The following is a 23,447-nucleotide window of genomic DNA, read 5'->3' on the forward strand; positions in this document are numbered from 1 at the left end:
GGTGCCGAGGTGACCGTCTCGCTCGTCGTCGTCGACGACCAGGCGTCCGTGCGGGAAGCCCTCGCGGTGATGCTCGACCTCGCCGACGGCCTCACCGTCGTCGCGACGGCCACCAACGGCGAGGAGGCCCTCGCCGCGGTCTCCCGGCACACGCCGGACGTCGTGCTGATGGACCTCCACATGCCGGTGCTGAACGGCGTCGAGGCGACCGGACGGATCAAGGCCGAGGCGCCGGAGGTCCAGGTCGTGGTGCTGACCAGTCTCGACGACGACGAATCGATCCTCGCCGCGCTCGAAGCCGGTGCGAGCGGGTACCTGACCAAGGAAGCCGACCGGGCGAAGATCGAACAGGCCGTGCGCACCGCCGCCGACGGGCAGGTCGTGCTCGCCCCGGAGGTCCAGCGACGGCTCCTCACCCTCGCGTCACGCCGGGTCCGCGCGGCGGACGAGGGCGACCGGTTCGGGTTCACCTCGCGGGAGACGGAGATCCTCGGGCTGATCGGCGAGGGCCTGCGCAATCCGGAGATCGCCGCGCGGCTGGTGATCAGCGAGGCCACCGTCAAGACCCACATCAACAACCTGTTCGCGAAAGCGGGCTTCCACTCGCGCGCCGAAGCCGTCCGGTACGCGCTGAGCGCCCCGGCTCCCGCGCCCTACCGCTTCACCTGATCGCGTTTCATCAAGTTTTCATCATCCCTCCTTAGCGTGAGGTCGTCTGGTGAATTCAGCGATGGAGGCGACGTGGAGCACTCATTCCCACCCCAAGGCGCGCAGTGGCCGCCGCCGCAGGGCTGGGTACCCCAACCGGCCCCGGCGCCGCCCGTCCGGAAACCCCGGCGGTGGCTGCTGTTCGGCGGGATCGCGGGGCTCGTGCTGGTGCTCCTCGCCGGACTGACCACCTGGCTGCTGTGGCCCTCGAAAGCCGGTCGCGAGCCCTTCGAGCAGGCACTGACTGCGCTGTCCTCGGCACCGGCGGTCCGGAACAGCACCTCCGCGGTCGGCGGGATGATCAAGACGGACGTCAAGACCACCGCGTTCGGCGAGACGTCCGGCACGATGTCCTTCCAGGGCAGGAAGATCGAGATCCTGGTCGTCGGCGGCAAGGTCTACTTCAAGGCGCCCGACGGCATGCTGCCCGGGTCGCGAGCGGACTCGTCCGAAGCCGAGGACCTCAAGGACCGGTGGATCACCGGCGAGGACGCGTTGTTCGGCCCGGTCGTGCAGCAGTTCGAGTCCCCGGAGAAACTCGCCGGCCGCTTGCGCGAGGCGCTGGAACGGGCGAAGGAGATCGAGGACGACCAGAACGAGACCGTCCGAGACGTCCCGGCGATCAAGGCGAGCACGCCCGCCGGTGACCTGTACGTCTCGAAGGAAGCGCCGCATCGGCTTCTCCGCTACTCCGTGAGCGTGCCCGGCGGGACGCCGTCGGTTCCGAAGCTCCCGACGATGCCCGACGCGGAATCGCGGCCCCAGATGCCTTCCGGCGCCGCCCTCGGTGAGTCCGATGTGGACGCTTTGTCGCCCGAAGAGACCGACGCCGTCTACGAAGACCTGACGTCGAACACCAAGAAACTGTCCAACGCCGTCGACACCGGCGTCCGGTTCGACATGGACGGCGCGGCCACGGTCGAGTGCGGCGCCTCGGGCTGCACGGTGACCGCGAACGTGTCCAACTCCGCGTCGGCGAACAGCGGCGGGAAGGTCACCGGCCAGGTCAACGCCACGATGACCGCGAACGTGACCATCGGCGGCCGCTCGGCGGGCAGTTGCCGGAACACGGCGACCCTGCCGCTGAACGGCTCGGGCTCGATCAGCTGCGTCAACGGCGGGGCCGGTGGGGTCTTCGCGTCCGTCGAAGCGGAGAAGAAGGCGGACGCGGAAGCGCAGTCGCGGGCCTCGGGCGGGGTGCCGGTCCAGTACCGGATCGAGAGCATCGCGTCGGTTTCCGTGGTGGCCGAAGCGATCGGGCAGGTCGAGATCACCCGGCTCGTCGACGAGCTGACGGAGCGGCGGTCGAAGCTCGGCGGCAAGTGACCTGGGAAACTGCCGGGATGGAGTACATCAAGATCGTTCCGGAGCCGACGGGGTTCTTCCTCGACCCCACCGCCTACCTGGAGCGCTTGCCGGACCTGGCGGCGAAACTGCCGCCGGGTGCGGCCCGGTTCGCCACCGACCCGGACCACTACAGCTTCTTCGGCGACCGCTGCGTCAAGGATCTGCACCTCGTCTCGGTCGACTTCGCGCGGGAGAACCGGGAACTGACGGTCACCGCCCGGTTCTCCTGGCACGAAGGCACTCCCGTGGTCCTCACCATCACCTACGACCGGGTCGGAGAACTGCGTCTCGAGTCCGGCGAGGGGCCGGTCCAGCTCGACGAGACCTTGCCGCACGAGCGGGGCTGCCGTCACGAGATCCAGCTGATCGGCGGGTCGATCGTGGTGGTCTGCGCCGATTTCGAGGCGGTTTGGAGTCACCAGGGGAGCGACCCCGAGACGTCGAAGTAGCCGCCGGTCGGGCCGCCCGGTCCGATCGAGGCCATCCGGACGATGATCTCGGCGCCCTCCTCGACGGTCTGATGCCCGGACCGTCCATTGAGGTCCGTCGCGGTGTAGCCCGGCTCGACGGCGTTGATCCGCATCCCGGGGAACGCCTTGGCGTACTGGATGGTGAGCACGTTGACCGCGGCCTTCGACGCCGGGTACGCCACTCCCGGATAGGCGTACGACGGCGAGTCGGGCATGGTCAGCCCGGTGAGGGAGGCCAGGCCGCTGCTGACGTTGACCACCACGGGTGCTGCGGAGCGCCGCAGCAGCGGAAGGAACGCGTGCGTCACCCGGGCGGTGCCGTACACGTTGGTCTCGAAGGTCGTGCGCAGTTCGTCCGCCGTCAGGTCGGCGGCGCCGAGCATGGGCCGGTTTTCCACACCCGCGTTGTTGACCAGGACGTCCAGCCCGCCCTCGGCTTCGATGGTCTTCGCGGCCGCCTCGACGGAGGCGTCGTCGGTGACGTCGAGCAGGATCAGGCGTGCGCCCAGTTCTTCCGCGGCGCGGCGGCCGCGTTCGGCGTCGCGGCTGCCCAGGTAGACGGTGTGGCCGTCGGCGATGAGGCGACGGGCGGTCTCGCGGCCGAGGCCCTTGTTGGCCCCGGTGATCAGTGTCGTGGTCATGGGATCAGCGTCGTCCCGGCGAGACCAGGACAGCCAGTCGACCGATCTTCCTGGGACTCGCGGTACCAGGCACCTTCCGGGGGATCGGGGCAGACTGGCGGTCATGGCGGCGACGGAATTCGGGCGGGCGGTACGACGCTGGCGCGACCGCGTCTCCCCGTCGGACGTCGGCCTGCCCGAGGGCGGTCAGCGGCGCGCGGCCGGCCTGCGCCGCGAGGAACTGGCCATGCTGGCGGGGATTTCCGTCGACTACGTGACCCGGCTGGAACAAGGCCGCGCGTCGCATCCGTCCGATCAGGTCGTCGAGGCGCTGGCGAGGGCGCTCCGGCTCTCCGGACCCGAACGCGCCCACCTTTTCGGTCTCGCCGGGCTGGCGGTGCCGGGACCGGACGTCGCCTCCGCGTACCTCACACCCGGTGTCCAACGGCTGATCGACCGGATGACCGGGATCCCCGTCGCGGTGTTCGACGCCACCTGGACGTTCCTGTCGGCGAACCCGCCGTACGCCGCCCTGATGGGTGATCCGTCCCAGGCGCGCGGATTCGAGCGCAACGCCGTCTGGCGGCATTTCCTCGGCGAGGGCACGCGTGCCCGGCACACCCCGGAATCCTTGCGGACCTTCGAAGCGGTCCTCGTCGCGGACCTGCGCTCGGCGGCCGCCCGCTACTCGGCCGATCAGCGGCTCACCCGGCTGATCGCGGAACTGCGCGACGGGAGCCCGCGGTTCGCGCGGCTGTGGGATTCCGGTGCCGTCGGACGGCACGAGTCCGCACGCAAGATCATCGACCATCCTTCGGTCGGGCCGGTCGAGCTCGACTGCGACGTGCTGACCGTCGAAGGCTGCGACCTGCACATCATGGTCTACACGGCCGAACCCGGCTCCGAAGCCGCCGAGCGGCTCGCGCTGCTCACCGTGCTCGGGACGCAATCCCTGACCGGCTGAAAGAACAGCGCCGGGCGAACGGCTTCGATGCCGCGCGCCCGGCGCTTTCGCGTCCCGTTTCTGTTCGGGTCAGTCCGTGTCGATTCAGTCCGTTCCGGATTCGATGGCGGCGTGGTCGAGCAGTTCGTCGTCGCCCGAAGCCTTGCCGCGCGACGCGATCACCTGCGCGCCGCCCGCGTCCATCGCCCCGATCAGCCCGGTCGACGCGGCCTGCGCGGCGCCGATCAGCGTCGGGTGCCCGCCGCCGACCATGCCGAGCCCGGCGTACTGCTCGAGCTTGGCGCGCGAGTCGGCGATGTCGAGGTTCCGCATGGTGAGCTGGCCGATCCGGTCCACCGGGCCGAACGCCGAGTCCTCGGTGCGCTCCATCGACAGCTTGTCCGGGTGGTAGCTGAAGAACGGGCCGGTGGTGTCGAGGATCGAGTAGTCCTCGCCGCGCCGCAGCCGCAGGGTGACCTCACCGGTGACGGCCGCGCCGACCCAGCGCTGCAGCGACTCGCGCAGCATCATGGCCTGCGGGTCCAGCCAGCGGCCTTCGTACATCAGCCTGCCGAGACGACGGCCTTCGTTGTGGTAGCTGGCGAGGGTGTCCTCGTTGTGGATCGCGTTGACGAGCCGCTCGTACGCCGCGTGCAGCAGCGCCATGCCCGGCGCCTCGTAGATCCCGCGGCTCTTGGCCTCGATGATCCGGTTCTCGATCTGGTCGGACATGCCGAGCCCGTGCCGTCCGCCGATGGCGTTGGCCTCCAGGACCAGGTCGACCGCGGTGGCGAACTCCTTGCCGTTGATCGTCACCGGGCGGCCCTGCTCGAAGCCGATCGTGACGTCCTCGGGCGCGATCTCGACTTCGGAGTCCCAGAACCGGACGCCCATGATCGGGTTGACGATCTCGATGCCGGTGTCGAGGTGTTCGAGCGACTTGGCCTCGTGGGTCGCGCCCCAGATGTTCGCGTCCGTCGAGTAGGCCTTCTCGGTGCTGTCCCGGTAGGGGAGCCCGTGGCCCTGCAGCCACTCGGACATCTCCTTGCGGCCGCCGAGCTCGCTGACGAACGCGGCGTCCAGCCACGGCTTGTAGATCCGCAGGGACGGGTTCGCGAGCAGGCCGTAGCGGTAGAACCGCTCGATGTCGTTGCCCTTGAAGGTGGAGCCGTCGCCCCAGATCTGGACGTCGTCCTCGAGCATCGCGCGCACCAGCAGCGTGCCGGTGACCGCGCGGCCGAGCGGGGTGGTGTTGAAGTAGGTGCGGCCGCCGTTGCGGATGTGGAAGGCGCCGCAGGCCAGCGCCGCGAGCCCTTCCTCGACCAGCGCGGCCTTGCAGTCGACGGCCCGCGCGATCTCGGCGCCGTAGGCCTTCGCCCGGCCCGGGACCGACGCGATGTCGGGTTCGTCGTATTGGCCGATGTCAGCGGTGTAGGTGCACGGCACCGCACCCTTCTCGCGCATCCACGCGACCGCTACGGAGGTGTCGAGGCCGCCGGAGAAGGCGATCCCGACGCGTTCGCCGACAGGCAGAGAGGTGAGTACCTTGGACATGATGGAAGTATATGCATAGGAGTGTATGACCATGCAAGCCGGGGTGAGCAGGGCAACTCTGGTGGGTGGTCCCGGTGGTCGTGAGTGGCGATTCGGGTTCTAGCCAAGGGCGCCCTGGGTACCTGCTGGATTTTGCGTGCGAGTGTTCGCAAGTTCGCGACACCCGGACTGGCTGGCGCGGCCCTCGCGACGACTCGGCCCGCCACGCCACTGCCGCTCTGGCTCGCCCCCGCAGTACATGAAGGCCCCCTTCCTTGCGCCTAGGTACAGGAAGGGGGCCTTCATGTACTTGGGGAAGGGGTCCTTCACGCGCCGCCGCCCGTGACTGCCGGGCTGGCGCCGCCGCCCGAGGCTGCGGAGGGCGAGCAGGTAGTCCGTGAAGGCCTCCTTCCCTACCTTCAGGGTAGGCAAGGAGGCCTTCACGGACCTGCGACCAACTCCAGCCGCAACCGGCAGGTACCTAAGACCCCTTTGGCTCTAACCCGAATCGCCACTCACGACCAGTCGGACCGACGCCCTCCTGGTCGTGTCCCTCCGGCAGGTGCTGCGAAAGCCACGTTCGCAACCTTCAACGTTGCGAACGTGGCTTTCGCAACGTGGCTGGGCCACCTCCGGGCGGCACTGGGCGGGGTGGCGGTGTCGCGAAAGCCACTTTCGGGACATCAGACGTCCCGAAAGTGGCTTTCGCGACACCCGAAGCAGGCACATGGGCAGGCGGGCAACCCCTCCTGATGCCTCCAGGGCGTACGTCCACTGTGGACTTCAGGGACCGTGTCCCTTTTGTGACCTGTCCGCGGGCGCCTCCGCCACGAATACTGGGCGAGGCCCTTTGTGAATTGATCGATTTTCCTTATGGGAAAAGAAAACCAGTCCGAAGCGCCAGTGGCCACGAATACCCGGCATGAAGACTTCGCGAGCCGATCGGGAACCACGCCTCCCCTTCTTCGGGGCGGCGCTGATCGGTGTCGTGGCCCTCGCCGCGGCACTGGCGGCCGGACATCTGGTGGCCGGGTTCATCAGCCTCAACGCCTCGCCGTACCTGGCGGTCGGCAACGGGGCGATCGACCTGACCCCGGTGGAATTGAAGGATTTCGCGGTCCGGACGTTCGGGGTCTACGACAAGCTCGTGCTGCTCGGCGGGATGGCCGTGGTGATGGTGCTCGCCGCCGCGGCGGCGGGGATCGCCTCGCGCCGGTCACCCGTTCCGGGGATCGTGCTGATCGCGGCCTTCGGGTTGCTGGGCGGTTTCGCCGTGTCGCAGCGGCCCGACCTGACCGCGGTGGCCCTGCTCGCGCCGCTGGCCAGTCTGATCGCCGGAGTCGGCGTTTTCTTCTGGCTGCACCGGCTGGCCACGGCCAGGTCGCGCGTCACCGACGAGACCCCCGGTGGGGCTCCGTCCCGCCGGTCGGTGTTGCTGGCCGGAGCCGGGGCTGTCGTGGCCGCGGGTGCGGCGGGCGCCGGTGGGCAGCTGATCTCCGGGACGCGGGACGCGGAGTCTTCCCGTGCCGCCATCGGGCGGCTCGTGCCCGCCGAGGCGGCGCCGCCGATCCCGGCCGACGCGGATTTCGCCAAACTGGGCACGCCGACCTTCCTCACCTCGAACCGTGACTTCTACCGCGTCGACACCGCGTTGTCGCTCCCGCAGGTCCGGGCCGAGGACTGGAGTCTCCGGCTGCACGGGATGGTGCGCAACGAAAAGCGGTTCAGCTACGACGACATCCGCAACCGCCCGCTGATCGAGCGCACGATCACCATGACGTGCGTGTCCAACGAGGTCGGCGGCACCTACGTCTCCACGGCGAACTTCATCGGCGTGGACCTCGGGGATCTGTTGCGGGAGGCCGAGGTCCTGCCCGGTGCCGAGCAGATCTTCTCCACCAGCGTCGACGGCTGGACGGCGGGCAGCCCGGTCGTGGCCGCGCTCGATCCGGAGCGGGGAGCGATGCTGGCGATCGGGATGAACGGGGAACCGCTGCCGGTCGAACACGGTTTTCCCGCCCGAATGGTCATCCCGGGTCTCTATGGCTATGTTTCGGCGACGAAATGGGTCAAAGACCTGGAGATCACCACCTGGAAAGCACGCCGCGCGTACTGGCTCGATCGCGGCTGGGGCGAACAGGCCCCGATCAAAACGCAGTCCAGGATCGACAGTCCGAAAGGATTCGAAACGGTACCCGCAGGCAAGGTCCGGATCTCGGGTGTCGCCTGGGCGCAGCGCACCGGTGTCGAGCGGGTCGAAGTCCGGCTCAGCGCGAACGGGAATTGGCAGCCCGCAACGCTTTCCCGCGAGGTGGGTCTCAACACCTGGCGGATGTGGTGGACCGAATTCGACGTTCCGGCGGGCAGTCACCAGGTCACCGTCCGCGCGGTCGACAAATCCGGCTACACCCAGACCGACGCGCGCGCCGGAACCGTTCCGGACGGTGCGACGGGCTGGCACGTCATCAGTTTCACCGCACGGTGATCGGCGTCACCCGAAAGAGTGGCAATCCGATTCCGCAGCAGTTCCGAATACCCGGTAAGAGTCCGAAAAACAAATGGAGTGATTTTCCGTGAGCAAGCTTCGCGTCGCAGGAATCGGTTTCACCGCGGTCGCCGCACTGGCCCTGACCGCCTGCAGCAGCAACGACACCCCCTCGGCGGGCGGCTCCAGCAGTGCCCCGGCGCCTTCGAGCTCGATGTCCGCCCCGATGTCCAGCGCCGCCTCCGGTGACGGCGTCACCACCAACGCCGACGTGTTCGGCCCGGCCTGTTCGCAGCTGCCGCAGGGCAGCTCGCCCGGTTCGCTGGACTCGATGGGCCCGCAGCCCGTCGCCAGCGCCGCCTCGACCAACCCGCTGCTGACCAAGCTGGTCGCCGCGGTCAAGGCCACCGACCTGGTCGACACGCTCAACAGCCAGCAGGCCATCACCGTGTTCGCCCCGGCGGACCCGGCCTTCGCCGCCCTCGGCGACGCGAAGTTCAACGAGCTGGCGGGCAAGCCGGCCGAGCTGGCCCCGATCCTGCAGTACCACGTCGTCGGCAAGCGTTACGACGCCAAGGGCCTGGAGTCGGCCAAGACGCTGGAGAGCCTGAACACCGCGGGCGGCCCGCTCAAGATCGAGGGTACCGGTGACAACATGACCGTCAACGGCGCCAAGATCCTGTGCGGCAACATCCCCACCAAGAACGCCACCGTGTTCGTCATCGACAAGGTGATGACCCCGGGCACCAACAAGAACTAAGGTCCCCACACCACGATCGCGGTGGCCACGCCCTCGGGCGCGGCCACCGCGATCGTCGTATGCCAGGAAGATCAGGGAACGAGCGCGGCGGCGTCCACATCGGTCACCACGAGCCGAAGACTCGCGTTCTCCCAAGGGGTTCCGGTCAGCACGGCGCGCAACGCGGCGCCGGCGACCTCCGTCAGCGGCGGGATCGGCACCTCCAGCGCGACGACGCGGATCTCGACGACGTGCTCGGAGATGTCGACGGCCATCACGTCGAGATCCCACGGCACCGCCGAAGCGGCGGCCGTGGTGGACGGCGTCGCCGCACGCAACCCGGGGATGTCGCGGAGCGTGCTCAGCAGCGACGCGGTCAGTTCGGAACGTGCGGTCACAACAGTCCTCCACGGATTTCGATGTCCAAAATGGACACCGAGACGGCCGACGGAGTGAGCCCGGTCGCCTCGGTGACCGCCCGGCTGACGGCACGCTGCACCGCCTGCGCGGTCGCCGCCGCCTGGTCCAGCCCGGAAAGTGAAACGTCGATCTCCACCCGCACCCCGGGCGGATCGTGGTCGAGGAAGGCGCGGACCCCTTCGGTCGGTGCCGGTTCGAGGCCCTTGATCCGTTGCCGCGCGATCCGGGTCAGCGAGCCCGCCAGTCCGCGCAACCCGGGTTCCAGGCGCACCACGCCGGGGACCTTCGCCGCGGCATGCGCGGCGACCGCCGCGATCACCGGCGGGGAGATCACCGTTTCGACCAGTTGGCCGGCCGGTGCCTGCTCACGCGTCATAGATGTCCTCCACCACGAGATCGAGCCGCGCCAGGCGGAGACCGATCCTGGCACCCGCCGCCGCCGTGACCCGCTCCCGGACCACGTCCAGCGAGTCACCGTCGAAATCATGCGCGATCGCGAGGTTCAGTTCCACGTCCACGGCCAGCGCGTCGGTGTCTTCCGGCGAACGACGGACCCGGCAGTGCCGCGCGCGGACGCCGTCGACGGAGTCCGCGGCGAACCGCAGCACCGCCGCGACCGCCTGATCGCTCACCTGCACCTCGCCCGGCTCGGGGCTGGCCAGCGGCACCAGGTCCCGGCGCCGCACCTCGGCGCGGACCGCGGACATGATCCGGCCCGCGAGATCCGCCGACGGCTCGGCGTCGTCGTCGGCCAGTTCCCTGGTCAGCCCGCGCAGCACCCGGAGGCTCTCGCGGGTCGCCCGGCAGTGCGGGCAGTCGAGTTCGTGCGCGTCCGCCCGGCCTGCGTCGACCTCGTCGAGTCGTTCCCAGACCTGTTCGACGTCCCTGCCGCACGGGAGCAAGTAGTCCTGAGTCGCGTGGTTCATCGCCATGGCGCCATCACCTCCGCCAACTGTGCTCGTGCTCGCGCGATGCGTCCCCGCACCGCGGTGGTGGTCGCCCCGATCGCCTTCGCGATCTCTTCGTAGGAGCGGCCGTGGACCTCGCGCAACAGCCAGCAGGCCCGTTGCTCGGCGGTCAGCTGGTCCAGTGCCCCGGTCAGCGCCGTCATCTGCGCGCTGGTCTCCGCGGCGCGGTCCGGCCGTCCGGCCGACCCTTCGGACTCCCGCAGGTCGAGTTCGACGTCGGCCACCGGTTTCCTGGCGCGGATCACGTTGAGGCACCGGTTGGTCGTCATCCGGTAGAGCCAGCCGACGAACGCCGCGTCCTCCTGCAGCTGGTCGAGCCGCCGCCAGGCGAGGAGGAACACCTCTTGGACGACGTCCTCGGCATCCCCCTTGTTCCCCAGCATCCGCAGCGCCAGCCGGTACATCGGCCCTTGGAACCGCAGGACGAGCTGCTCGTACGCGCGGATTTCACCGTCTCGGGCCCGCGCCACCAGCGTGGCGTCGTCCAGCACCGTCTCGCCGGCGGCCGGTGCGTCGTCTCTCGCTGACGTCGTCATCCACCGCACCTGTGCAGTGACGCCATCCGAAGCTCCCTTCACGCCACCATCTCGGGTGACTCCCGTAAGACACGTCTTCCCCGGAAACGTCACGCGGGAAACCCGGTCCAGCCGACCACGTCACAGCGGACAGCGCACGCCGAAGTCAGATGGTCACGCACGGTACGCGAGTGCGGGGTAGTCCTCCAAGGCGATGTCGGTCGCGAACCTGTCGGTCACCCACAGCATCCAGCGCAGCATGAACGACCGCCGGAACATCTGGTTGCGGAGGTTCATCCGCAGTTTCGTCGGCGGCGCGAGGAACGGGCCCGCGTTGGCGCCGCGGGCGATCTTGGCGTAACCGCGGAACTTCTCCTCGTACCGCCGGAACGCCACCTCGTGGTCGCCGTTCGCCGAGGCGAGCTCGCCCGCGATGACGTACGCGGCCACGATGGCGAGCCCGGTGCCGAAGCCGCCCAACGTGTTCCCGTAAGCCGAATCGCCGAGGAGCGCGACGCGGCCGGTGGAGTAGCCGTCCATCGTGACGCGGCTGATCGAGTCCAGGTAGACGTCGTCCGACCGCTTCACCGCCTCCATCAGTTCGGGCAGCCGCCAGCCGCCGTCGGCGAACGCCGCGGTGAGGATCTCCTTCTGCCGCGCGGTGTCGTACCGGTCGTAGGCGATTTCGGGGGAGGCGAACACGAAGAACGCGGAGGCCTTGGGCCCGCCGGTGGCGGCGAGACGGCCGGGCTCGTTGTACATGACCGAGGTGCCGCCCGGGCCGCGGAAATCGTCGCCTTCGCCGGTCTCGACCAGGGCGTAGTAGTGGCCGAGGTGCTTCACGTAGCCGGCCTCCGGGCCGAACGCCAGCCGTCGCACGGTCGAATGGATGCCGTCCGCGCCGAAGACCAGGTCGAACCGCCTCGGCGCGCCGCGTACAAAGGTGACGTCGACGCCGTCGGCCGTCTCGGTCAGCGAGGTGATGGAGTCGCCGAAGACGTACTCGCAGTCCTGAGCGGTCCGTTCGTAGAGGATCTCGGACAGGTCGCCGCGCCGGATCTCGACGTCGCCGCCGGTGAACTCGCCGGGCATGACCGCCAGTGGCCGTTCCGTGGCGTCGATGATGGTCTGGTCGTGCCCGCCGGTCTGGCGCCGGTACACCTCGTCGAGGATGCCCATCCGCTCCAGCACGGCGCGGTGGGTGGCGCCCTTGAAGTCGACCGCCTGGCCGCCGGTGCGGAGTTCCGCCGACCGTTCGACGACGGTGACCGCGTACCCCTGGCGGGAGAGCCAGAAGGCGAGCGCGGGTCCGGCGATGCTGGCGCCGGAGATGAGGACTGTCCTGTTCGTCATGGTCAGGAGCTTCGCGGCCGGTGTTGACGAAGTGCTGACAGTCCGCTGACGGCCGTCCGTCAGCTCCAGCCCGGCAGGGGGAGAGTGAGTTGCCCGGGGTCGTCCGGCGGCGCGCTCTCGTACCGAGGTGGCGTCGTGGACAGGCCGATCGGGTTGCGGGTCAGCCGGACGGAGGTGCCGTCGGGCCGGGGGAGGTCGACCGTCGGGTTCAGGCCGAGCCGTTCCGCGAGGGCGAACGCGCCCGCGACGTCGTTGACCTCCCCGGCCGGCACCCCAGCGGCGCTCAGGTCCGCCGCCCAGTCGGCGGCCGGACGGCGGCCGAGGCGCTCCTCCAGCAGCGCGCGGAGTTCGGCGCGGTGCTCGACCCGCGCCGGATTGGTCGCGAACCTGGGCTGGCCCGCGAGCTCCGGCAGGCCGATGACCTCGCACAACGCCGCGAACTGCCGGTCGTTGCCGACGGCGAGCGCGAGTTCGTGATCGGCGCAGGGGACGAGTTCGTACGGCGCGATGCTGGGGTGCCGGTTGCCCATCCGCGCCGGGACCGTCCCGCCCGAGGTGTACGCGCTGCCCTGGTTGACCAGCGCGGCGAGCAGGCTGGACAGCAGGTCGATCTCGACGAGCTGCCCCTGCCCGGTCCGGTCGCGGTGGCGCAGGGCGGCGAGGATGCCGACGCTCGCGAACAGCCCGGCCAGCACGTCGACGAGCGCGACGCCGACCTTCTGCGGCTCGCCCGCGGGGTCGCCGGTGATGCTCATCAGCCCGCCGACGGCCTGGATGAGCAGGTCGTAGCCGGGCAGCGCGGCGCCACCGCCGGAGCCGAAACCCGTGACGGAGCAATAGACCAGCCCGGGGTTCGCCGCTCGCAGCGTCTCCGGGCCCAGGCCGAGGCGGTCCATCACGCCGGGCCGGAAGTTCTCGACCACGACGTCGGCCTCCAGCGCGAGCGCGCGGGCCTTCGCGAGATCGTCCGGATCGCCGAGGTCCAGCGCCACGCTCGTCTTGTTCCGGTTCACCGACTGGAAGTACGTCGCCTGGCCCGCCGCGTCGTAGGGCGGTCCCCAGCTGCGGGTGTCGTCGCCGGTGCCCGGCCGCTCGACCTTGACCACCGTCGCGCCGAGGTCGGCCAGCAGCATGGTGGCGAACGGGCCGGCGAGCACCCGCGAGAAGTCGAGGACGCGCAGCGGGCCGAGTGCGGTGTCGGGCATGGACCCGACCCTAAGCGGCCGCTCGCGTCTTCGAAGTTGTGATCGCGCTCACGAAAGGCCGGTTTTCCCAATACTTTCCTCTAGGTACCTACTATCCCCAGGAAGGTAGCTTCGGTCGCGTCAACGAAGAGCGAACCGAGGAGCGACCATGATCGTGGTGACCGGAGCGACCGGGAACGTGGGACGGCGGCTGGTGGAAACCCTTGCCGCGGCGGGGGAAGAGGTGACGGCGGTGTCACGCCGGATCTCGGCGGCGGACGTGCCGGACGGGGTGCGGACGGTGCGTGCCGACCTCGCGGTGCCCGGAGACCTGAAGCCGGTTTTCGAAGGCGCGGACCGGGCTTTCCTTCTGACGTCGGGGGAATTCCTGGCGGCGGGCGGTGACGTCGCGGACGTCGTCGCGGCGGCGGGGGAGGCCGGGGTGCGGCGGATCGTGCTGCTGTCCTCCCAAGGCGTCGGGAGCGGACGGCACGCGCCGGCGTTCGAAGAGGCGGTCAAGGCGTCCGGTCTGGAGTGGACGGTGCTGCGGCCGGGAGGCTTCGCGTCGAACGCTTTCCAGTGGGCACCGGCTATCCGCGCAGACCGGGTCCTCGCCGCGCCGTTCGGCGACGTCGCGCTGCCGGTGATCGACCCGGCCGACATCGCCGACGTCGCGGCGGCCGCCTTGCGGGAATCAGGCCACAGTGGACAGACCTACGTGCTGACCGGACCCGGGCCGATCTCGCCCCGGGAACAGGCGACGGCCCTCGGTGACGCGCTGGGCGAGCCGGTGCGGTTCGCCGAACTGACCGAAGATCAGGCCCGAGCCGCGATGTCGGCGTTCATGCCGCCCGTGGTCGTGGAAGCCACGCTCGCCATCCTCGGCAGACCGACGGAGGACGAGCAGCGGGTCGGCCCCGACGTCGAGCGAGTGCTCGGACGGCCGGGGCGGACCTTCACCGACTGGGCGGCCCGGAACGCGGGGGCGTTCAAATGAGCCGAGAGGCGAGCAGGGTCTCGAAGTCGTCGACGCTGTCCCGGTGCGCCGCGGTCATCAGCAGGTGATGCGCGAGCTCCGGCTCGGTCTCCGGCGGGACGACCAGCAGGGTCAGCCGTCGCCTGCCCGACGTGCCGACCACCGTCAAGGAATCGAAGTGCTGTGAGCGGAACCCTTCGAGCCGGACGTCGCCGCTTTCGACGACGAGCCGCCGGGGAGCGGGTGGCCAGGCCTCGAGGTTGTAGGTCACCCGCTCGATGTGGTCGAGCTGGACGGCCAGCACCACCAGCAGGGACGGCAGTTCGGCGGCGAGATCACGGGACGCGGGCCACCAGGCGCCGTCGACATAGCCGGTGGAGGGCGCTTTGGGCTTCAAGCGCAAGCGGGCGACGTGCTTCGGATGGTCAAGGGTGCTCGTCTGCGGGACCGTCATGGCGGTGCTCCGTCCCAGGCCGAACGGCCCGGATGCGCCGAGGACGACGTGAGCTCGACCGCCCACGCGCGAAATGCTCTCGGACAGTGCGAGTTTACGCTGGTCGCGGTCTTTGTGCTTAGACTGTGGTCTAGCTAAGGGGCCCACGTGGACCAGCTCACTCTCGGCGTCATCTCCCGCTCTCGCAAAGAAAACGAGTGGCGGCTTCCGATCCATCCGCGCCATCTCGAACGGATCGCCCCGGAACTCCGGAAACGCATCTACCTCGAACACGGCTACGGCGAGCGCTTCGGCATCCCGGACGAGGATCTGGTGCTGCTCGTGGCCGGCCTGCGGTCACGGGAATGGCTCATCGCGGAATGCGACATCATCCTCCTGGCCAAACCGCTCGCGGACGACCTGGCCGAACTCCGGCCGGGGCAGATCCTGTGGGGCTGGCCGCACTGCGTCCAGGACGACAAGCTCACCCAGCTGGCCATCGACCGGAAGCTGACGCTCGTCGCCTTCGAAGCGATGAACCACTGGCGGGGCGACGGTTCGTTCGGCTTGCACGTCTTTCACAAGAACAACGAACTGGCGGGCTACTGCTCGGTGCTGCACGCGTTGCAGCTGATCGGTTCGACCGGCGACTACGGCCGCCGTCTCCGCGCCGTCGTGATCGGCTTCGGGGCGACCGCGCGGGGTTCGGTGACGGCGCTGAACGCCCACGGGATCCACGACGTGCACGTGCTCACCCCACCGCGGCGTGACCGCGGTCGGTTCGCCGATCCATTCCGCGAACATCGTGCACCTCGACCACGACCTGAACGGGCCTGCCGATCTCCGCCGCAGCCACGCCATCACCGAGACCGGCCGCGTACCGCTGTCGGACTTCCTCGTGGGGCACGACATCGTCGTCAACTGCGTGCTGCAGGACCCCAAGGCCCCGTTGATGTTCCTGAAGGAAGAGGATCTCACCGGGTTCAGGCCCGGAAGTCTCGTCGTCGACGTTTCCTGTGACGAGGCAATGGGTTTCAGCTGGGCGAAGCCGACGACGTTCACCGAGCCGACCTTCGCGGTCGGCGGTGTCACCTATTACGCCGTCGACCACAGCCCGTCCTATCTCTGGGACTCGGCCACCTGGGAGATCAGCGGCGCGCTGCTGCCGCATCTGAAGCGGATGCTGGGCGGACCCTCCGCCTGGGCCGCCGACGAAACGCTCGACCGCGCCGTCGAGATCAGCGAGGGCACGATCCGGAACACCGACATCCTGTCCTTCCAGCACCGCTCTCCGGAGTATCCGCACGCGCGTTCGTGAGCCCGGCTCGATGAGAGAGTTCTCATCGAGCCCTCATCGGCGGCTCACCTCCGCCGGGCAGCCTGAGTGGTATGCGCATCTTCGTCCTGGCCGGGGTCGCCGCCGTCGTGGTGGCGGCCACCGGCACGTTCGCCGTCATCGCGGCCACCGCCGCCGCGCCGCCCGACCTCGGCCCTGCGGTCGTCGCCCCCGCCGGGCAGGCCGTCACCGGACCGGGGGAGGGCGGCGCCCCGCCCGCCGTCGTCCCGCCCCGGCTGGCCGGGCACGACGACGACCTCGATGATGACTACGACCATGACGACGACGGTGACGACTCTTTCGACTTCGACCTCGACGACTGAGCGGGGCCGATGAGCGCCCGCGCCCGGATCCTCGCGTGGGTCCTGCTGGTCGTCCTGCTCGCGCTCGCCGGATCGCTGCTGGCGACCCGCACCGTCCTGCACAACCAGCTGGACCAGCGGCTCGACAACGAGATCGCGCACGAGACGGGCAAACTCAGGGCCTTCCTGGCGTCGCCGGACGCCCGGCCCGCCGGGCAGCCCGCCACCGTCGAGGCGATCCTCGGCCGTCACCTGGAACGGAATCTGCCCGAGAAGTACGAGACGTTCTTCTCGATCGTCGACGGCGCCGCGTCGAGGAGGAGCGCGATCGAGCCGCCGGTCCGGCTCGACACCGACCCGAAGTTCGCCGCCGAACTGTCCCGGGCGACGAGCCCGGCCTACGGCACGGTCACCACCGCGGTCGGATCCGCGCGCTACGGCGTCGTCCCGGTGACCATCGAGGGCTCGCCGGGCCGCGGCGCGCTGGTGATCGTCGAGTTCGTCGACCACGCCGCGGGCGAGATCAACGACGTCGTCGGCGTCATGGCCGCGATGTCCGGCGCCGCGCTGGTACTCGCCGGGCTGATCGGCTGGCTGGTCGCGGGGCGCATCCTCGCGCCGGTGCGGGAGGTCCGCCTCGCCGCGGAACAGATCGGCGAGACCGATCTTTCGCGCCGGATCGAGGTCCGCGGCTCGGACGACGTCGCCGCGCTCGGGCGCACCTTCAACACCATGCTGGACCGGCTCGAAAGTGCCTTCGCCGGGCAGCGCGACTTCATCGACGACGCCGGGCACGAACTGCGCACGCCGATCACGATCGTCCGCGGTCATCTCGAATTGATGGGCGACGACCCCGAGGAGAACGCGGCCACACGGCATCTGGTCCTCGACGAACTCGGGCGGATGCAACGGATCGTGGACGACCTGCTGGTCCTCGCGAAATCCGGCAGACCCGACTTTCTTTCGCCCGGCGATACCGACCTCGCCGATCTCACCGTCGAGACGCTCGCCAAATCCCGTCCGCTGGCCGACCGCGCCTGGCGGCTCGACGCCGTCGCCGAGGCGACCGTCCGCGCGGACGGGCAGCGGCTCACGCAAGCCCTGCTGCAATTGGTCTCCAACGCCGTCCGGCACACTTCGCCGGGCCAGGAGATCGCCCTCGGCTCGGAGGTCACCGCGACGACGGCGCGGCTCTGGGTCCGCGACACAGGTGAAGGAGTACCACCCGATTCGAGGAGCCGGATCTTCGAACGGTTCAAGCGCGGCAGCAACTCGAGCGGCGACGACGGCGCCGGACTCGGCCTGGCGATCGTCGCCGCGATCGCCGAGGCGCACGGCGGCCGCGTCCTGCTCGACACCGTGCCCGGCGAAGGCGCGCGGTTCACCATGGAGATCCCTGTCGTGGAAGGGGCGGATCGGTGACCAGTGTGCTGGTGGTGGAGGACTCCGCGCGGATCGGCGCGTTCGTCGAGAAGGGCCTGCGGGCGCAGGGTTTCGCGACCCGCTGGGTCAAGACCGGCTCCGAGGGGCTGACCGAGGCGTTGACCGGCGCGCACGATCTGGTCGTGCTCGATCTCGGGCTCCCGGATCTCGACGGTTCGGATCTGTTGCGCGCCTTGCGCGCGGCGGGCCGGACGGTGCCGGTGATCATCCTGACCGCGCGGGACAGCGTCGTCGACCGTGTCGCCGGCCTGTCCGGCGGCGCCGACGACTATCTGGCCAAACCGTTCGCGTTCGAGGAGCTGCTGGCCCGGATCCGTTTGCGGCTAAGGGGAAACCCCGAAGCCGAACCGGCGGTGCTGCGCGCCGGGGACCTCTCGCTCGACCTCCGGACGCGGAAGGCTTCGGTGGCAGGGGAGGAGAAGGACCTCACCGCCCGCGAGTTCGCGCTGCTGGAGACGCTGTTGCGCAACCGCGGCCAGGTCCTGTCCCGCGAGCAGTTGCTCGGCGGGGTCTGGGGCTTCGACTTCGACCCCGGCTCGAACGTGGTGGACGTCTACATCCGTTACCTGCGCGGCAAGATCGGCGCCGAGCGGATCGAAACCGTGCGGGGGATGGGTTACCGGCTCGGTGAGTCCCGATGAGACGGTTCTCATCCGGCTCTCACGACGGTCTCTTTTCCCGGCGGCACAGTGGTTCCCATGACCACGACCTTGCTTCATCTCGCCGTCGACCTCGTCGCCGCCGTCATCCTCGCCTACGGCATCTACGCCCGTCGCCATCACCGCGGTGACCTCGCCTGCGCCTACCTCGCGCTGAACGTCGGCGTCTGCGTTTCGGTCGCCGTGCTGCTTTCCGTGTCGACCGCGAGCGCGCTCGGGCTCGGCCTGTTCGGGGTACTGTCGATCATCCGCCTGCGGTCCGATTCGATCAGCCAGCAGGAGGTCGCGTACTACTTCGTCGCGCTGGTCCTGGGGCTGGTGAACGGGTTGCCGTCCGCGGACTGGCGGATCGTCGCGGTTTTCAACGTCCTGCTGCTCGCCGTCATGTACGTCGCCGACCACCCTTCGCGCACGCGTGGACCGCAGCGGCGGACGGTCGTGCTCGACACCGTGTACCCCGACGAGCAGACCATGCTGATGGAACTGCGGGCACGCCTCGGCGGAACGGTCGTGCGGCACACCGTGTCCGAAGTGGACTACGTCCGCGAGGTCACCGTCGTCGACGTCCGGTTCCGGCCGGACGCCGCCCCGGTCGTCCACGGTGCTCCGGCGGGTCACCGGTGAGCGGGCGCGGAACCGCCACCGTCGCGGCGGTGGCCAAAGGGCTTCCCGCGCTGTCGCTGGCCGAAGTCGTCGCCACGAGCGGGTTGATGAGCCGCACGGACCGGAAGTACGTCCTTTCGCTCAACGATTTCCTGGCCGTCATGGAGGCGCTGTCGTCGCGGTGCCTGGAGATCGACGGGCAACGGGTGTTCGGCTATTCGTCGACCTATTTCGACACGCCGGATCTCGCGATCTTCCGCGCGCACCGGCAGGACCGGCGGCGCCGGTTCAAGATCCGCACGCGCACCTACACCGACTCGGCCGACACCTACTGCGAACTCAAGGTCAGCGGACGGCGGGACGAGACGGTCAAGGTCCGCCGCCCGCATCCGGCCGGGGCGGCGCACGGCCTGACCGCGCCCGCGCTGGCGTTCCTCGACGACGCCCTCACCGCCGCTTACGGCCGCCCCGCGCCCCGGCCGCTGACCCCCGCGCTGGTCACCGACTACCGGCGGACCACCCTCGTCACCGCCGACACCCGGATCACCTGCGACACGTCGCTGGTCTGGCGTGCGGGTTCGCGGAGCCTCGCCGCCGGGGGTGATCTGGTGCTGCTGGAGGTGAAGTCGGCCTCCGAGCGCAACAGCGTCACCGAGGCGCTGGCGAAACTGCGGATCCGGGAGCAGTCGGTGAGCAAGTACTGCGCCGGCCTGGTGGCGCTGGGGCTGGCGACCGGCGGGAACCGGTGGCGACCGGCGCTGAGGCGGCTCGGGGTGGCGTAACGCTCGCGGCGCGGCGGCCGACCCCTGCTGTTGGGCCATCCGGCCCGAACGAGGGAGGGTGAGCATGAAGACGAGGGACAAGGTCGCGCTCGCGGCCGCGGGGCTGGCCGTCGCGTCGGCCGCGGGCACGGTGTTCGCCGGGACGTCCGGGGCGGTCGGCCCGTCGCCCGCTCCGAGCGTGCAGGCCGCCGAGACGTCGTGCGTGACAGACGGCGCCGGGATGTGCACCGTGCCGCACGCGCTGGGCGCGGTCCCGGCCGCGGTGGTGGTGTCGGCGAACACGCCGGGGCAGTTCAACGCGTACATGCTGAACACGGTGCAGGGTTCGTACACGGCGACGACGTTCCAGGTGCGGGCGATGTTCAACCAGACCACGCCGAAGGCGGGCGGGGCGATCTGGTTCAGCTTCGCGGCCTACGGTGGGCCGGTTTCGCCGCCGACCACGGCGACGCCGACGAAGACACCGCCGAAGACGACTCCGCCGGCCACCACATCGCCGACCACGGCGTTGCCGCCCACGACTACTCCGGTGCCGACCACGACACCCACGCCAGGTGGTGGATCGGGCTCGGGCAGCTGACTGTCCAAAGAGGACCGGCGCTCACTGCCGGGGTCGCGGCGACGGCCGGTCGTCCAGTTCTTCGGCGAAGATCGTGTCGAGGTGGAGACGGGCCCGCCGCAGTACCCGGATGATCGCCCTCAGTGACAACGCGGCGCCGATGACCGCCACGACACCGAGCCCGATGGCGATCGAATTCGCCACGAGCGCCTCCCTGCCCTGATGGGCGAGAAACCCGTGCCCATCCCGATGGTCAGCGTGCCCCGGGCGTGAGCCGCCCGGCGTTGGTCCCTGCAACCTAGACGAGCCGAACCCGTCCTGTACGGGAAACCAGCTGTTTGGCCTAGGCGATCGCGGCAGGTGAGCGCTGTGATAACTTGGAGCGAACTGGGACTTCTGTGCGTTAGCAAACCCGCTGATCGGGCTGGGACGGCTCCCGCGGAGGTGTCAGGACACCCTTGGGGCCGGTAGCTCAGTTGGTTAGAGCAGGGGACTCATAATCCCTTGGCCGTCGGTTCGAGCCCGACCCGGCCCACTGCATCACCATCGTTGCCGACCTGCGGGGATGTTGGTCCTTCGGCGGCATTTTCGCCTCGGCGTTGATCGTGGCTGGTCTCCGTTTGCTCCGGTGTGCTCATAGGTGGAGGAGTGCTCTGCGGAGCCGGGTGGTGGCGTAGCAGCCTTCTGCTTGTTCGTCACGACCGCTGTGGTGGGGATTTCAGCAGGTCCGGAGCTCTTTGCTTCCACAGCTGGACAAGCTGGGTGTGGTTGCAGGTCGGCTGGGCGTGATCCGTCTTCTCGAGCAGAAGGCCAGTGACGTCCACGGTTTACCCTTGCACTGCGCACCTTGGAACCGACGCGGTCACCTGAGGCGGTGAACTTGAGGTAGAGCGTGGCGTGCCCGATGGGAGTCATGAGCTCGGCGCCGCGTTGGTGTTCGGCGAGTTCGAGCGACCACCCGTTGCTGTCACGCCGGTCGCGGGGTCGGCTCCGCGCGGAATGTCGGCGAGACAGACGGCCTGGATAGTGTGCGCTCGTCGTGATCGGCACCGTCGCCGCCCCCTGGCCACTGGCGCGGTCCTCGCGACCATAGGTCAGCCGCGTCGACGTCGGGCCGGTCCACATCACATCCGCGATACCCCGCCGTCCCCGTATCACCGGGCACGGTAACCAGACCGCGGTCGGCATCGACTGCGGGGGGAGGGGGACACTCTGGCCGACATTCCTGCGGTACGCCCCCGCCTGACCGGGTCGCCGTCCGCGAGAGGACCAGGTCGACGAGCACGGGCTCCACCTCGTACTGCTCTGCCTGCCAAGGCCGGCCGGGATCGCCGCCATCCAGCCGCGACTGGGACACACGACCTTCGGTGAAGTCCAGCTCTCCCTCTGCTCGGTCGACCGGCGCGATCCTCGTGCACATCGACATCGAGGAGAAACACCGCCGCCGGGGCGCGAATCTGCCCTCGTTGCCACGGCTGCCGCCCGCGGTCCGCGCTACCCTTGAACGACCCTGCCTATTGATCGCGGCCGTACGTCGATGGCATTCTGGACTCGGACCGGTGCACCTGGGCCAGCGGCACCACATCCGCGCACTCATCGGCTGGAACAAGGAGTCGTCCCCACCGAATCGCGATGGTCGATAAGGTGTGATCCATCGCCACCGCAGCGTGCCACGGCTACTGAACAGTAACTGAATTCGTCACGTCAATTCTCAAAGTAAGCCAGAACGAAAAACCGCCCTACCGCGGCGAATTGCCAGGTGGGCGGTGTTTCGTCACTGTGGAGCTAAGGGGACTCGAACCCTGACCCCTCACCCACGTGGCGCAAGCCTGCCAAGGTGCACGCCGACAAGGCCTATGAGCAACCCGACCTGCGGCGCTGGGGCTGGGGCTGCTACCGGGGCAAGGTCCGCATCGCCCGCAACGGCATCGAGACCAGTTGGGTCATCGAACGCGCGTGGCCTGGTGCACCGGCTATGGCTGTTCACCCTGTGCTGCGAACGCAGAGCCGAGCGGTTTATCGCCGTCCTTGTCGTCGGCTAACCCCTCACCCTTGTCGCAAGAAGCTCCGCAAACTCATTACATCAGACGTGCTCTTTCGCGACCGTCGAGCACTGTTACAGAAGCTGTCGCAGTAGATTCTGGGTAAACGGGATCCTGGGCTGTATCTGAACAAACCGTTCGACTTGCCATCGCTTTGTCTGAATCGCCTGCTTGGACTCCACGTGAACCCAAGGCGCGTAGACTCTGATCGCACGTTTACCCCCCTTTCCGTCGACCGACATGATGCCGCGACGCACCAGTTCCTGGCTGTTGAATATGAAGAGCCCGCGATGATCCTCGTTGAAGACCGCGATCACGATCGAGCTGATCGAGTCAGTGGTATCGAACGGTGCAATCTCACTGTCCGGGTCTGCTCTCGTCCAAATCGTCACGAACTGTCCGACCTTGGTAGGCGTCGTTTTGGCGACACGGAACGCGATACTTCGATCGTCGACAGCAAGTCGACATGCGCCGTATTCCGCACTTTCGATTTCCCGGACGGCCGGACGAGTCACTAGGAGACCTGAATCTTCGAACACTTCACGAACCGACTCGACTAGTTGAACAGGTAAGCCGCCAAGCGTTGGATCGGAGGCCCATCGATGAGTGGCACTGTGGCCAGTCTCGTCGATCGTCACACCTGGAAGATCCTTCAAGAGCACACCCCTTGGCTTGAGAACAAATTCGAGACAGTTTCACGTACGGTGACATCGAGGCTGTGGGCACGTCTGTTGCCGTTGCCAGATCTTGGCACGGTGACAGGGTTGGCTCCAACCCGGACACCGGGTACAGTCGGACCTTGGTCGTCTGGGAGGTCGGCCAAGGAGACGAGGGAGCGTCACCAAGCTAGGGGGAGTTAATAATGTCTTTTGAACCCGCTGCTACTGCAATCGGGTTACGGCCACCGCGTAGACGCGAATGGTCTGGGGGCGAATCATCCGTTCAGGGGGCAGGAATGTGGCGATGTCGATGTCGCAATCGCCATTTTCTGCTACATCACGCCCTTCTCGGCCTCGTCGAGGAGGGC

26 protein-coding genes and 1 tRNA gene are annotated in these 23,447 nt (G+C 68.9%); 16 read left to right on the plus strand and 11 right to left on the minus strand.

Annotated elements, in window-relative coordinates:
* The first annotated feature begins 9 nt into the window (after positions 1-9).
* From ACLJPX_RS32875 to ACLJPX_RS32885, 3 genes are all read left to right on the plus strand, one after another.
* Positions 10-669, plus strand: a complete 660-nt coding sequence (locus ACLJPX_RS32875) for a response regulator (protein WP_410604322.1) — start codon at positions 10-12, stop codon at positions 667-669.
* Positions 670-741: 72 nt separating this feature from the next.
* Complete coding sequence (locus ACLJPX_RS32880) at positions 742-2,034, plus strand: SON protein (RefSeq protein ID WP_410604323.1); 1,293 nt, start codon at positions 742-744, stop codon at positions 2,032-2,034.
* Positions 2,031-2,504 carry a hypothetical protein gene (locus ACLJPX_RS32885; protein ID WP_410604324.1) on the plus strand — a complete coding sequence of 158 codons (474 nt, stop codon included), beginning with the start codon at positions 2,031-2,033 and terminating at the stop codon, positions 2,502-2,504. The genes ACLJPX_RS32880 and ACLJPX_RS32885 overlap by 4 nt, the downstream gene beginning before the upstream one ends.
* Here ACLJPX_RS32885 and ACLJPX_RS32890 read toward each other — a convergent pair.
* Positions 2,471-3,166, minus strand: coding sequence for an SDR family oxidoreductase (locus tag ACLJPX_RS32890; protein ID WP_410604325.1), 696 nt, complete (start codon positions 3,164-3,166; stop codon positions 2,471-2,473). The two genes, ACLJPX_RS32885 and ACLJPX_RS32890, sit on opposite strands and share 34 nt — an antisense overlap.
* A 103-nt stretch (positions 3,167-3,269) precedes the next feature.
* Here ACLJPX_RS32890 and ACLJPX_RS32895 point away from each other — a divergent pair, with 103 nt between their 5' ends.
* The gene (locus tag ACLJPX_RS32895; RefSeq protein ID WP_410604326.1) at positions 3,270-4,109 is read left to right on the plus strand and encodes a helix-turn-helix transcriptional regulator; all 840 of its coding nucleotides are present in this window, start codon (positions 3,270-3,272) and stop codon (positions 4,107-4,109) included.
* Between the two features lie 84 nt (positions 4,110-4,193).
* Here ACLJPX_RS32895 and argG read toward each other — a convergent pair whose 3' ends face one another.
* The gene (argG, locus tag ACLJPX_RS32900) at positions 4,194-5,642 is read right to left on the minus strand and encodes an argininosuccinate synthase (RefSeq protein WP_410604327.1); all 1,449 of its coding nucleotides are present in this window, start codon (positions 5,640-5,642) and stop codon (positions 4,194-4,196) included.
* 901 nt (positions 5,643-6,543) lie between these two features.
* Here argG and ACLJPX_RS32905 point away from each other — a divergent pair.
* Both ACLJPX_RS32905 and ACLJPX_RS32910 read left to right on the plus strand, forming a co-directional pair.
* Positions 6,544-8,106, plus strand: a complete 1,563-nt coding sequence (locus tag ACLJPX_RS32905) for a molybdopterin-dependent oxidoreductase (protein WP_410604328.1) — start codon at positions 6,544-6,546, stop codon at positions 8,104-8,106.
* Between the two features lie 88 nt (positions 8,107-8,194).
* Positions 8,195-8,866, plus strand: coding sequence for a fasciclin domain-containing protein (locus ACLJPX_RS32910; RefSeq protein WP_101606175.1), 672 nt, complete (start codon positions 8,195-8,197; stop codon positions 8,864-8,866).
* A 71-nt stretch (positions 8,867-8,937) separates the two neighbouring features.
* On the opposite strand, the gene ACLJPX_RS32915 is transcribed toward ACLJPX_RS32910, so the two are convergent.
* The 6 genes from ACLJPX_RS32915 to ACLJPX_RS32940 form a co-directional block, all read right to left on the minus strand.
* Positions 8,938-9,243 (minus strand): hypothetical protein, encoded by a 306-nt coding sequence (locus tag ACLJPX_RS32915; RefSeq protein ID WP_410604329.1) that lies wholly within the window; start codon positions 9,241-9,243, stop codon positions 8,938-8,940.
* On the minus strand, positions 9,240-9,641 hold the full coding sequence (locus ACLJPX_RS32920) for an Asp23/Gls24 family envelope stress response protein (protein ID WP_410604330.1): 402 nt from the start codon (positions 9,639-9,641) through the stop codon (positions 9,240-9,242). The genes ACLJPX_RS32915 and ACLJPX_RS32920 overlap by 4 nt, the downstream gene beginning before the upstream one ends.
* Positions 9,631-10,197, minus strand: a complete 567-nt coding sequence (locus ACLJPX_RS32925; protein WP_410604331.1) for an Asp23/Gls24 family envelope stress response protein — start codon at positions 10,195-10,197, stop codon at positions 9,631-9,633. The genes ACLJPX_RS32920 and ACLJPX_RS32925 overlap by 11 nt, the downstream gene beginning before the upstream one ends.
* Positions 10,188-10,769, minus strand: a complete 582-nt coding sequence (locus ACLJPX_RS32930) for an RNA polymerase sigma factor (RefSeq protein ID WP_410604332.1) — start codon at positions 10,767-10,769, stop codon at positions 10,188-10,190. The genes ACLJPX_RS32925 and ACLJPX_RS32930 overlap by 10 nt, the downstream gene beginning before the upstream one ends.
* Before the next feature lie 153 nt (positions 10,770-10,922).
* Positions 10,923-12,101 carry an FAD-dependent monooxygenase gene (locus ACLJPX_RS32935; RefSeq protein ID WP_410604333.1) on the minus strand — a complete coding sequence of 393 codons (1,179 nt, stop codon included), beginning with the start codon at positions 12,099-12,101 and terminating at the stop codon, positions 10,923-10,925.
* Positions 12,102-12,160: 59 nt separating this feature from the next.
* Entirely contained in the window at positions 12,161-13,306 is a 1,146-nt protein-coding gene (locus tag ACLJPX_RS32940) for a CaiB/BaiF CoA transferase family protein (RefSeq protein WP_410604334.1), read from the minus strand.
* Between the two features lie 148 nt (positions 13,307-13,454).
* On the opposite strand from ACLJPX_RS32940, the gene ACLJPX_RS32945 reads away from it, so the two are divergent.
* Positions 13,455-14,282 (plus strand): NAD(P)H-binding protein, encoded by an 828-nt coding sequence (locus ACLJPX_RS32945; RefSeq protein WP_410604335.1) that lies wholly within the window; start codon positions 13,455-13,457, stop codon positions 14,280-14,282.
* Here ACLJPX_RS32945 and ACLJPX_RS32950 read toward each other — a convergent pair.
* Entirely contained in the window at positions 14,275-14,715 is a 441-nt protein-coding gene (locus ACLJPX_RS32950; RefSeq protein ID WP_101606182.1) for a DUF5994 family protein, read from the minus strand. The two genes, ACLJPX_RS32945 and ACLJPX_RS32950, sit on opposite strands and share 8 nt — an antisense overlap.
* Before the next feature lie 147 nt (positions 14,716-14,862).
* Here ACLJPX_RS32950 and ACLJPX_RS32955 point away from each other — a divergent pair, with 147 nt between their 5' ends.
* From ACLJPX_RS32955 to ACLJPX_RS32990, 8 genes are all read left to right on the plus strand, one after another.
* Entirely contained in the window at positions 14,863-15,714 is an 852-nt protein-coding gene (locus tag ACLJPX_RS32955; RefSeq protein ID WP_410604336.1) for a hypothetical protein, read from the plus strand.
* On the plus strand, positions 15,620-16,012 hold the full coding sequence (locus ACLJPX_RS32960; RefSeq protein ID WP_410604337.1) for a hypothetical protein: 393 nt from the start codon (positions 15,620-15,622) through the stop codon (positions 16,010-16,012). Before ACLJPX_RS32955 ends, ACLJPX_RS32960 begins: the two co-directional genes overlap by 95 nt.
* A 71-nt stretch (positions 16,013-16,083) precedes the next feature.
* On the plus strand, positions 16,084-16,353 hold the full coding sequence (locus ACLJPX_RS32965; RefSeq protein ID WP_410604338.1) for a hypothetical protein: 270 nt from the start codon (positions 16,084-16,086) through the stop codon (positions 16,351-16,353).
* Positions 16,354-16,362: 9 nt separating this feature from the next.
* Positions 16,363-17,754, plus strand: coding sequence for a sensor histidine kinase (locus tag ACLJPX_RS32970; protein ID WP_410604339.1), 1,392 nt, complete (start codon positions 16,363-16,365; stop codon positions 17,752-17,754).
* A complete protein-coding gene (locus tag ACLJPX_RS32975) occupies positions 17,751-18,416 on the plus strand; it encodes a response regulator transcription factor (protein ID WP_410604340.1) in 666 nt (221 codons plus the stop codon). Before ACLJPX_RS32970 ends, ACLJPX_RS32975 begins: the two co-directional genes overlap by 4 nt.
* A 57-nt stretch (positions 18,417-18,473) precedes the next feature.
* Positions 18,474-19,058 carry a DUF4956 domain-containing protein gene (locus tag ACLJPX_RS32980; RefSeq protein WP_410604341.1) on the plus strand — a complete coding sequence of 195 codons (585 nt, stop codon included), beginning with the start codon at positions 18,474-18,476 and terminating at the stop codon, positions 19,056-19,058.
* Entirely contained in the window at positions 19,055-19,819 is a 765-nt protein-coding gene (locus ACLJPX_RS32985) for a polyphosphate polymerase domain-containing protein (RefSeq protein WP_410604342.1), read from the plus strand. Before ACLJPX_RS32980 ends, ACLJPX_RS32985 begins: the two co-directional genes overlap by 4 nt.
* A gap of 64 nt (positions 19,820-19,883) precedes the next feature.
* Positions 19,884-20,399: a hypothetical protein gene (locus ACLJPX_RS32990; protein WP_410604343.1), complete on the plus strand. Its 516-nt coding sequence runs from the start codon at positions 19,884-19,886 to the stop codon at positions 20,397-20,399.
* 21 nt (positions 20,400-20,420) lie between these two features.
* Here ACLJPX_RS32990 and ACLJPX_RS32995 read toward each other — a convergent pair whose 3' ends face one another.
* Entirely contained in the window at positions 20,421-20,582 is a 162-nt protein-coding gene (locus ACLJPX_RS32995) for a hypothetical protein (protein ID WP_410604344.1), read from the minus strand.
* Between the two features lie 257 nt (positions 20,583-20,839).
* On the opposite strand from ACLJPX_RS32995, the gene ACLJPX_RS33000 reads away from it, so the two are divergent.
* Positions 20,840-20,913: transfer RNA gene (locus tag ACLJPX_RS33000), tRNA-Ile, on the plus strand.
* A gap of 1,581 nt (positions 20,914-22,494) precedes the next feature.
* Here ACLJPX_RS33000 and ACLJPX_RS33005 read toward each other — a convergent pair.
* Positions 22,495-23,058, minus strand: coding sequence for a MepB family protein (locus tag ACLJPX_RS33005; RefSeq protein WP_410604345.1), 564 nt, complete (start codon positions 23,056-23,058; stop codon positions 22,495-22,497).
* Positions 23,059-23,447 lie beyond the last annotated feature (389 nt).

The organism is Amycolatopsis sp. lyj-90 (genome assembly GCF_046549035.1).
Taxonomy (GTDB): Bacteria; Actinomycetota; Actinomycetes; order Mycobacteriales; family Pseudonocardiaceae; genus Amycolatopsis.

Coding starts and splice junctions, on each gene's coding strand:
- ACLJPX_RS32890 (WP_410604325.1), bottom strand. CDS start 3,166: ATGACCACGACACTGATCACCGGGGCCAACAAGGGCCTCGGCCGCGAG.
- ACLJPX_RS32895 (WP_410604326.1), top strand. CDS start 3,270: ATGGCGGCGACGGAATTCGGGCGGGCGGTACGACGCTGGCGCGACCGC.
- argG (WP_410604327.1), bottom strand. CDS start 5,642: ATGTCCAAGGTACTCACCTCTCTGCCTGTCGGCGAACGCGTCGGGATC.
- ACLJPX_RS32905 (WP_410604328.1), top strand. CDS start 6,544: ATGAAGACTTCGCGAGCCGATCGGGAACCACGCCTCCCCTTCTTCGGG.
- ACLJPX_RS32920 (WP_410604330.1), bottom strand. CDS start 9,641: ATGACGCGTGAGCAGGCACCGGCCGGCCAACTGGTCGAAACGGTGATC.
- ACLJPX_RS32925 (WP_410604331.1), bottom strand. CDS start 10,197: ATGGCGATGAACCACGCGACTCAGGACTACTTGCTCCCGTGCGGCAGG.
- ACLJPX_RS32930 (WP_410604332.1), bottom strand. CDS start 10,769: ATGACGACGTCAGCGAGAGACGACGCACCGGCCGCCGGCGAGACGGTG.
- ACLJPX_RS32935 (WP_410604333.1), bottom strand. CDS start 12,101: ATGACGAACAGGACAGTCCTCATCTCCGGCGCCAGCATCGCCGGACCC.
- ACLJPX_RS32940 (WP_410604334.1), bottom strand. CDS start 13,306: ATGCCCGACACCGCACTCGGCCCGCTGCGCGTCCTCGACTTCTCGCGG.
- ACLJPX_RS32945 (WP_410604335.1), top strand. CDS start 13,455: ATGATCGTGGTGACCGGAGCGACCGGGAACGTGGGACGGCGGCTGGTG.
- ACLJPX_RS32950 (WP_101606182.1), bottom strand. CDS start 14,715: ATGACGGTCCCGCAGACGAGCACCCTTGACCATCCGAAGCACGTCGCC.
- ACLJPX_RS32965 (WP_410604338.1), top strand. CDS start 16,084: ATGCGCATCTTCGTCCTGGCCGGGGTCGCCGCCGTCGTGGTGGCGGCC.
- ACLJPX_RS32970 (WP_410604339.1), top strand. CDS start 16,363: ATGAGCGCCCGCGCCCGGATCCTCGCGTGGGTCCTGCTGGTCGTCCTG.
- ACLJPX_RS32980 (WP_410604341.1), top strand. CDS start 18,474: ATGACCACGACCTTGCTTCATCTCGCCGTCGACCTCGTCGCCGCCGTC.
- ACLJPX_RS32990 (WP_410604343.1), top strand. CDS start 19,884: ATGAAGACGAGGGACAAGGTCGCGCTCGCGGCCGCGGGGCTGGCCGTC.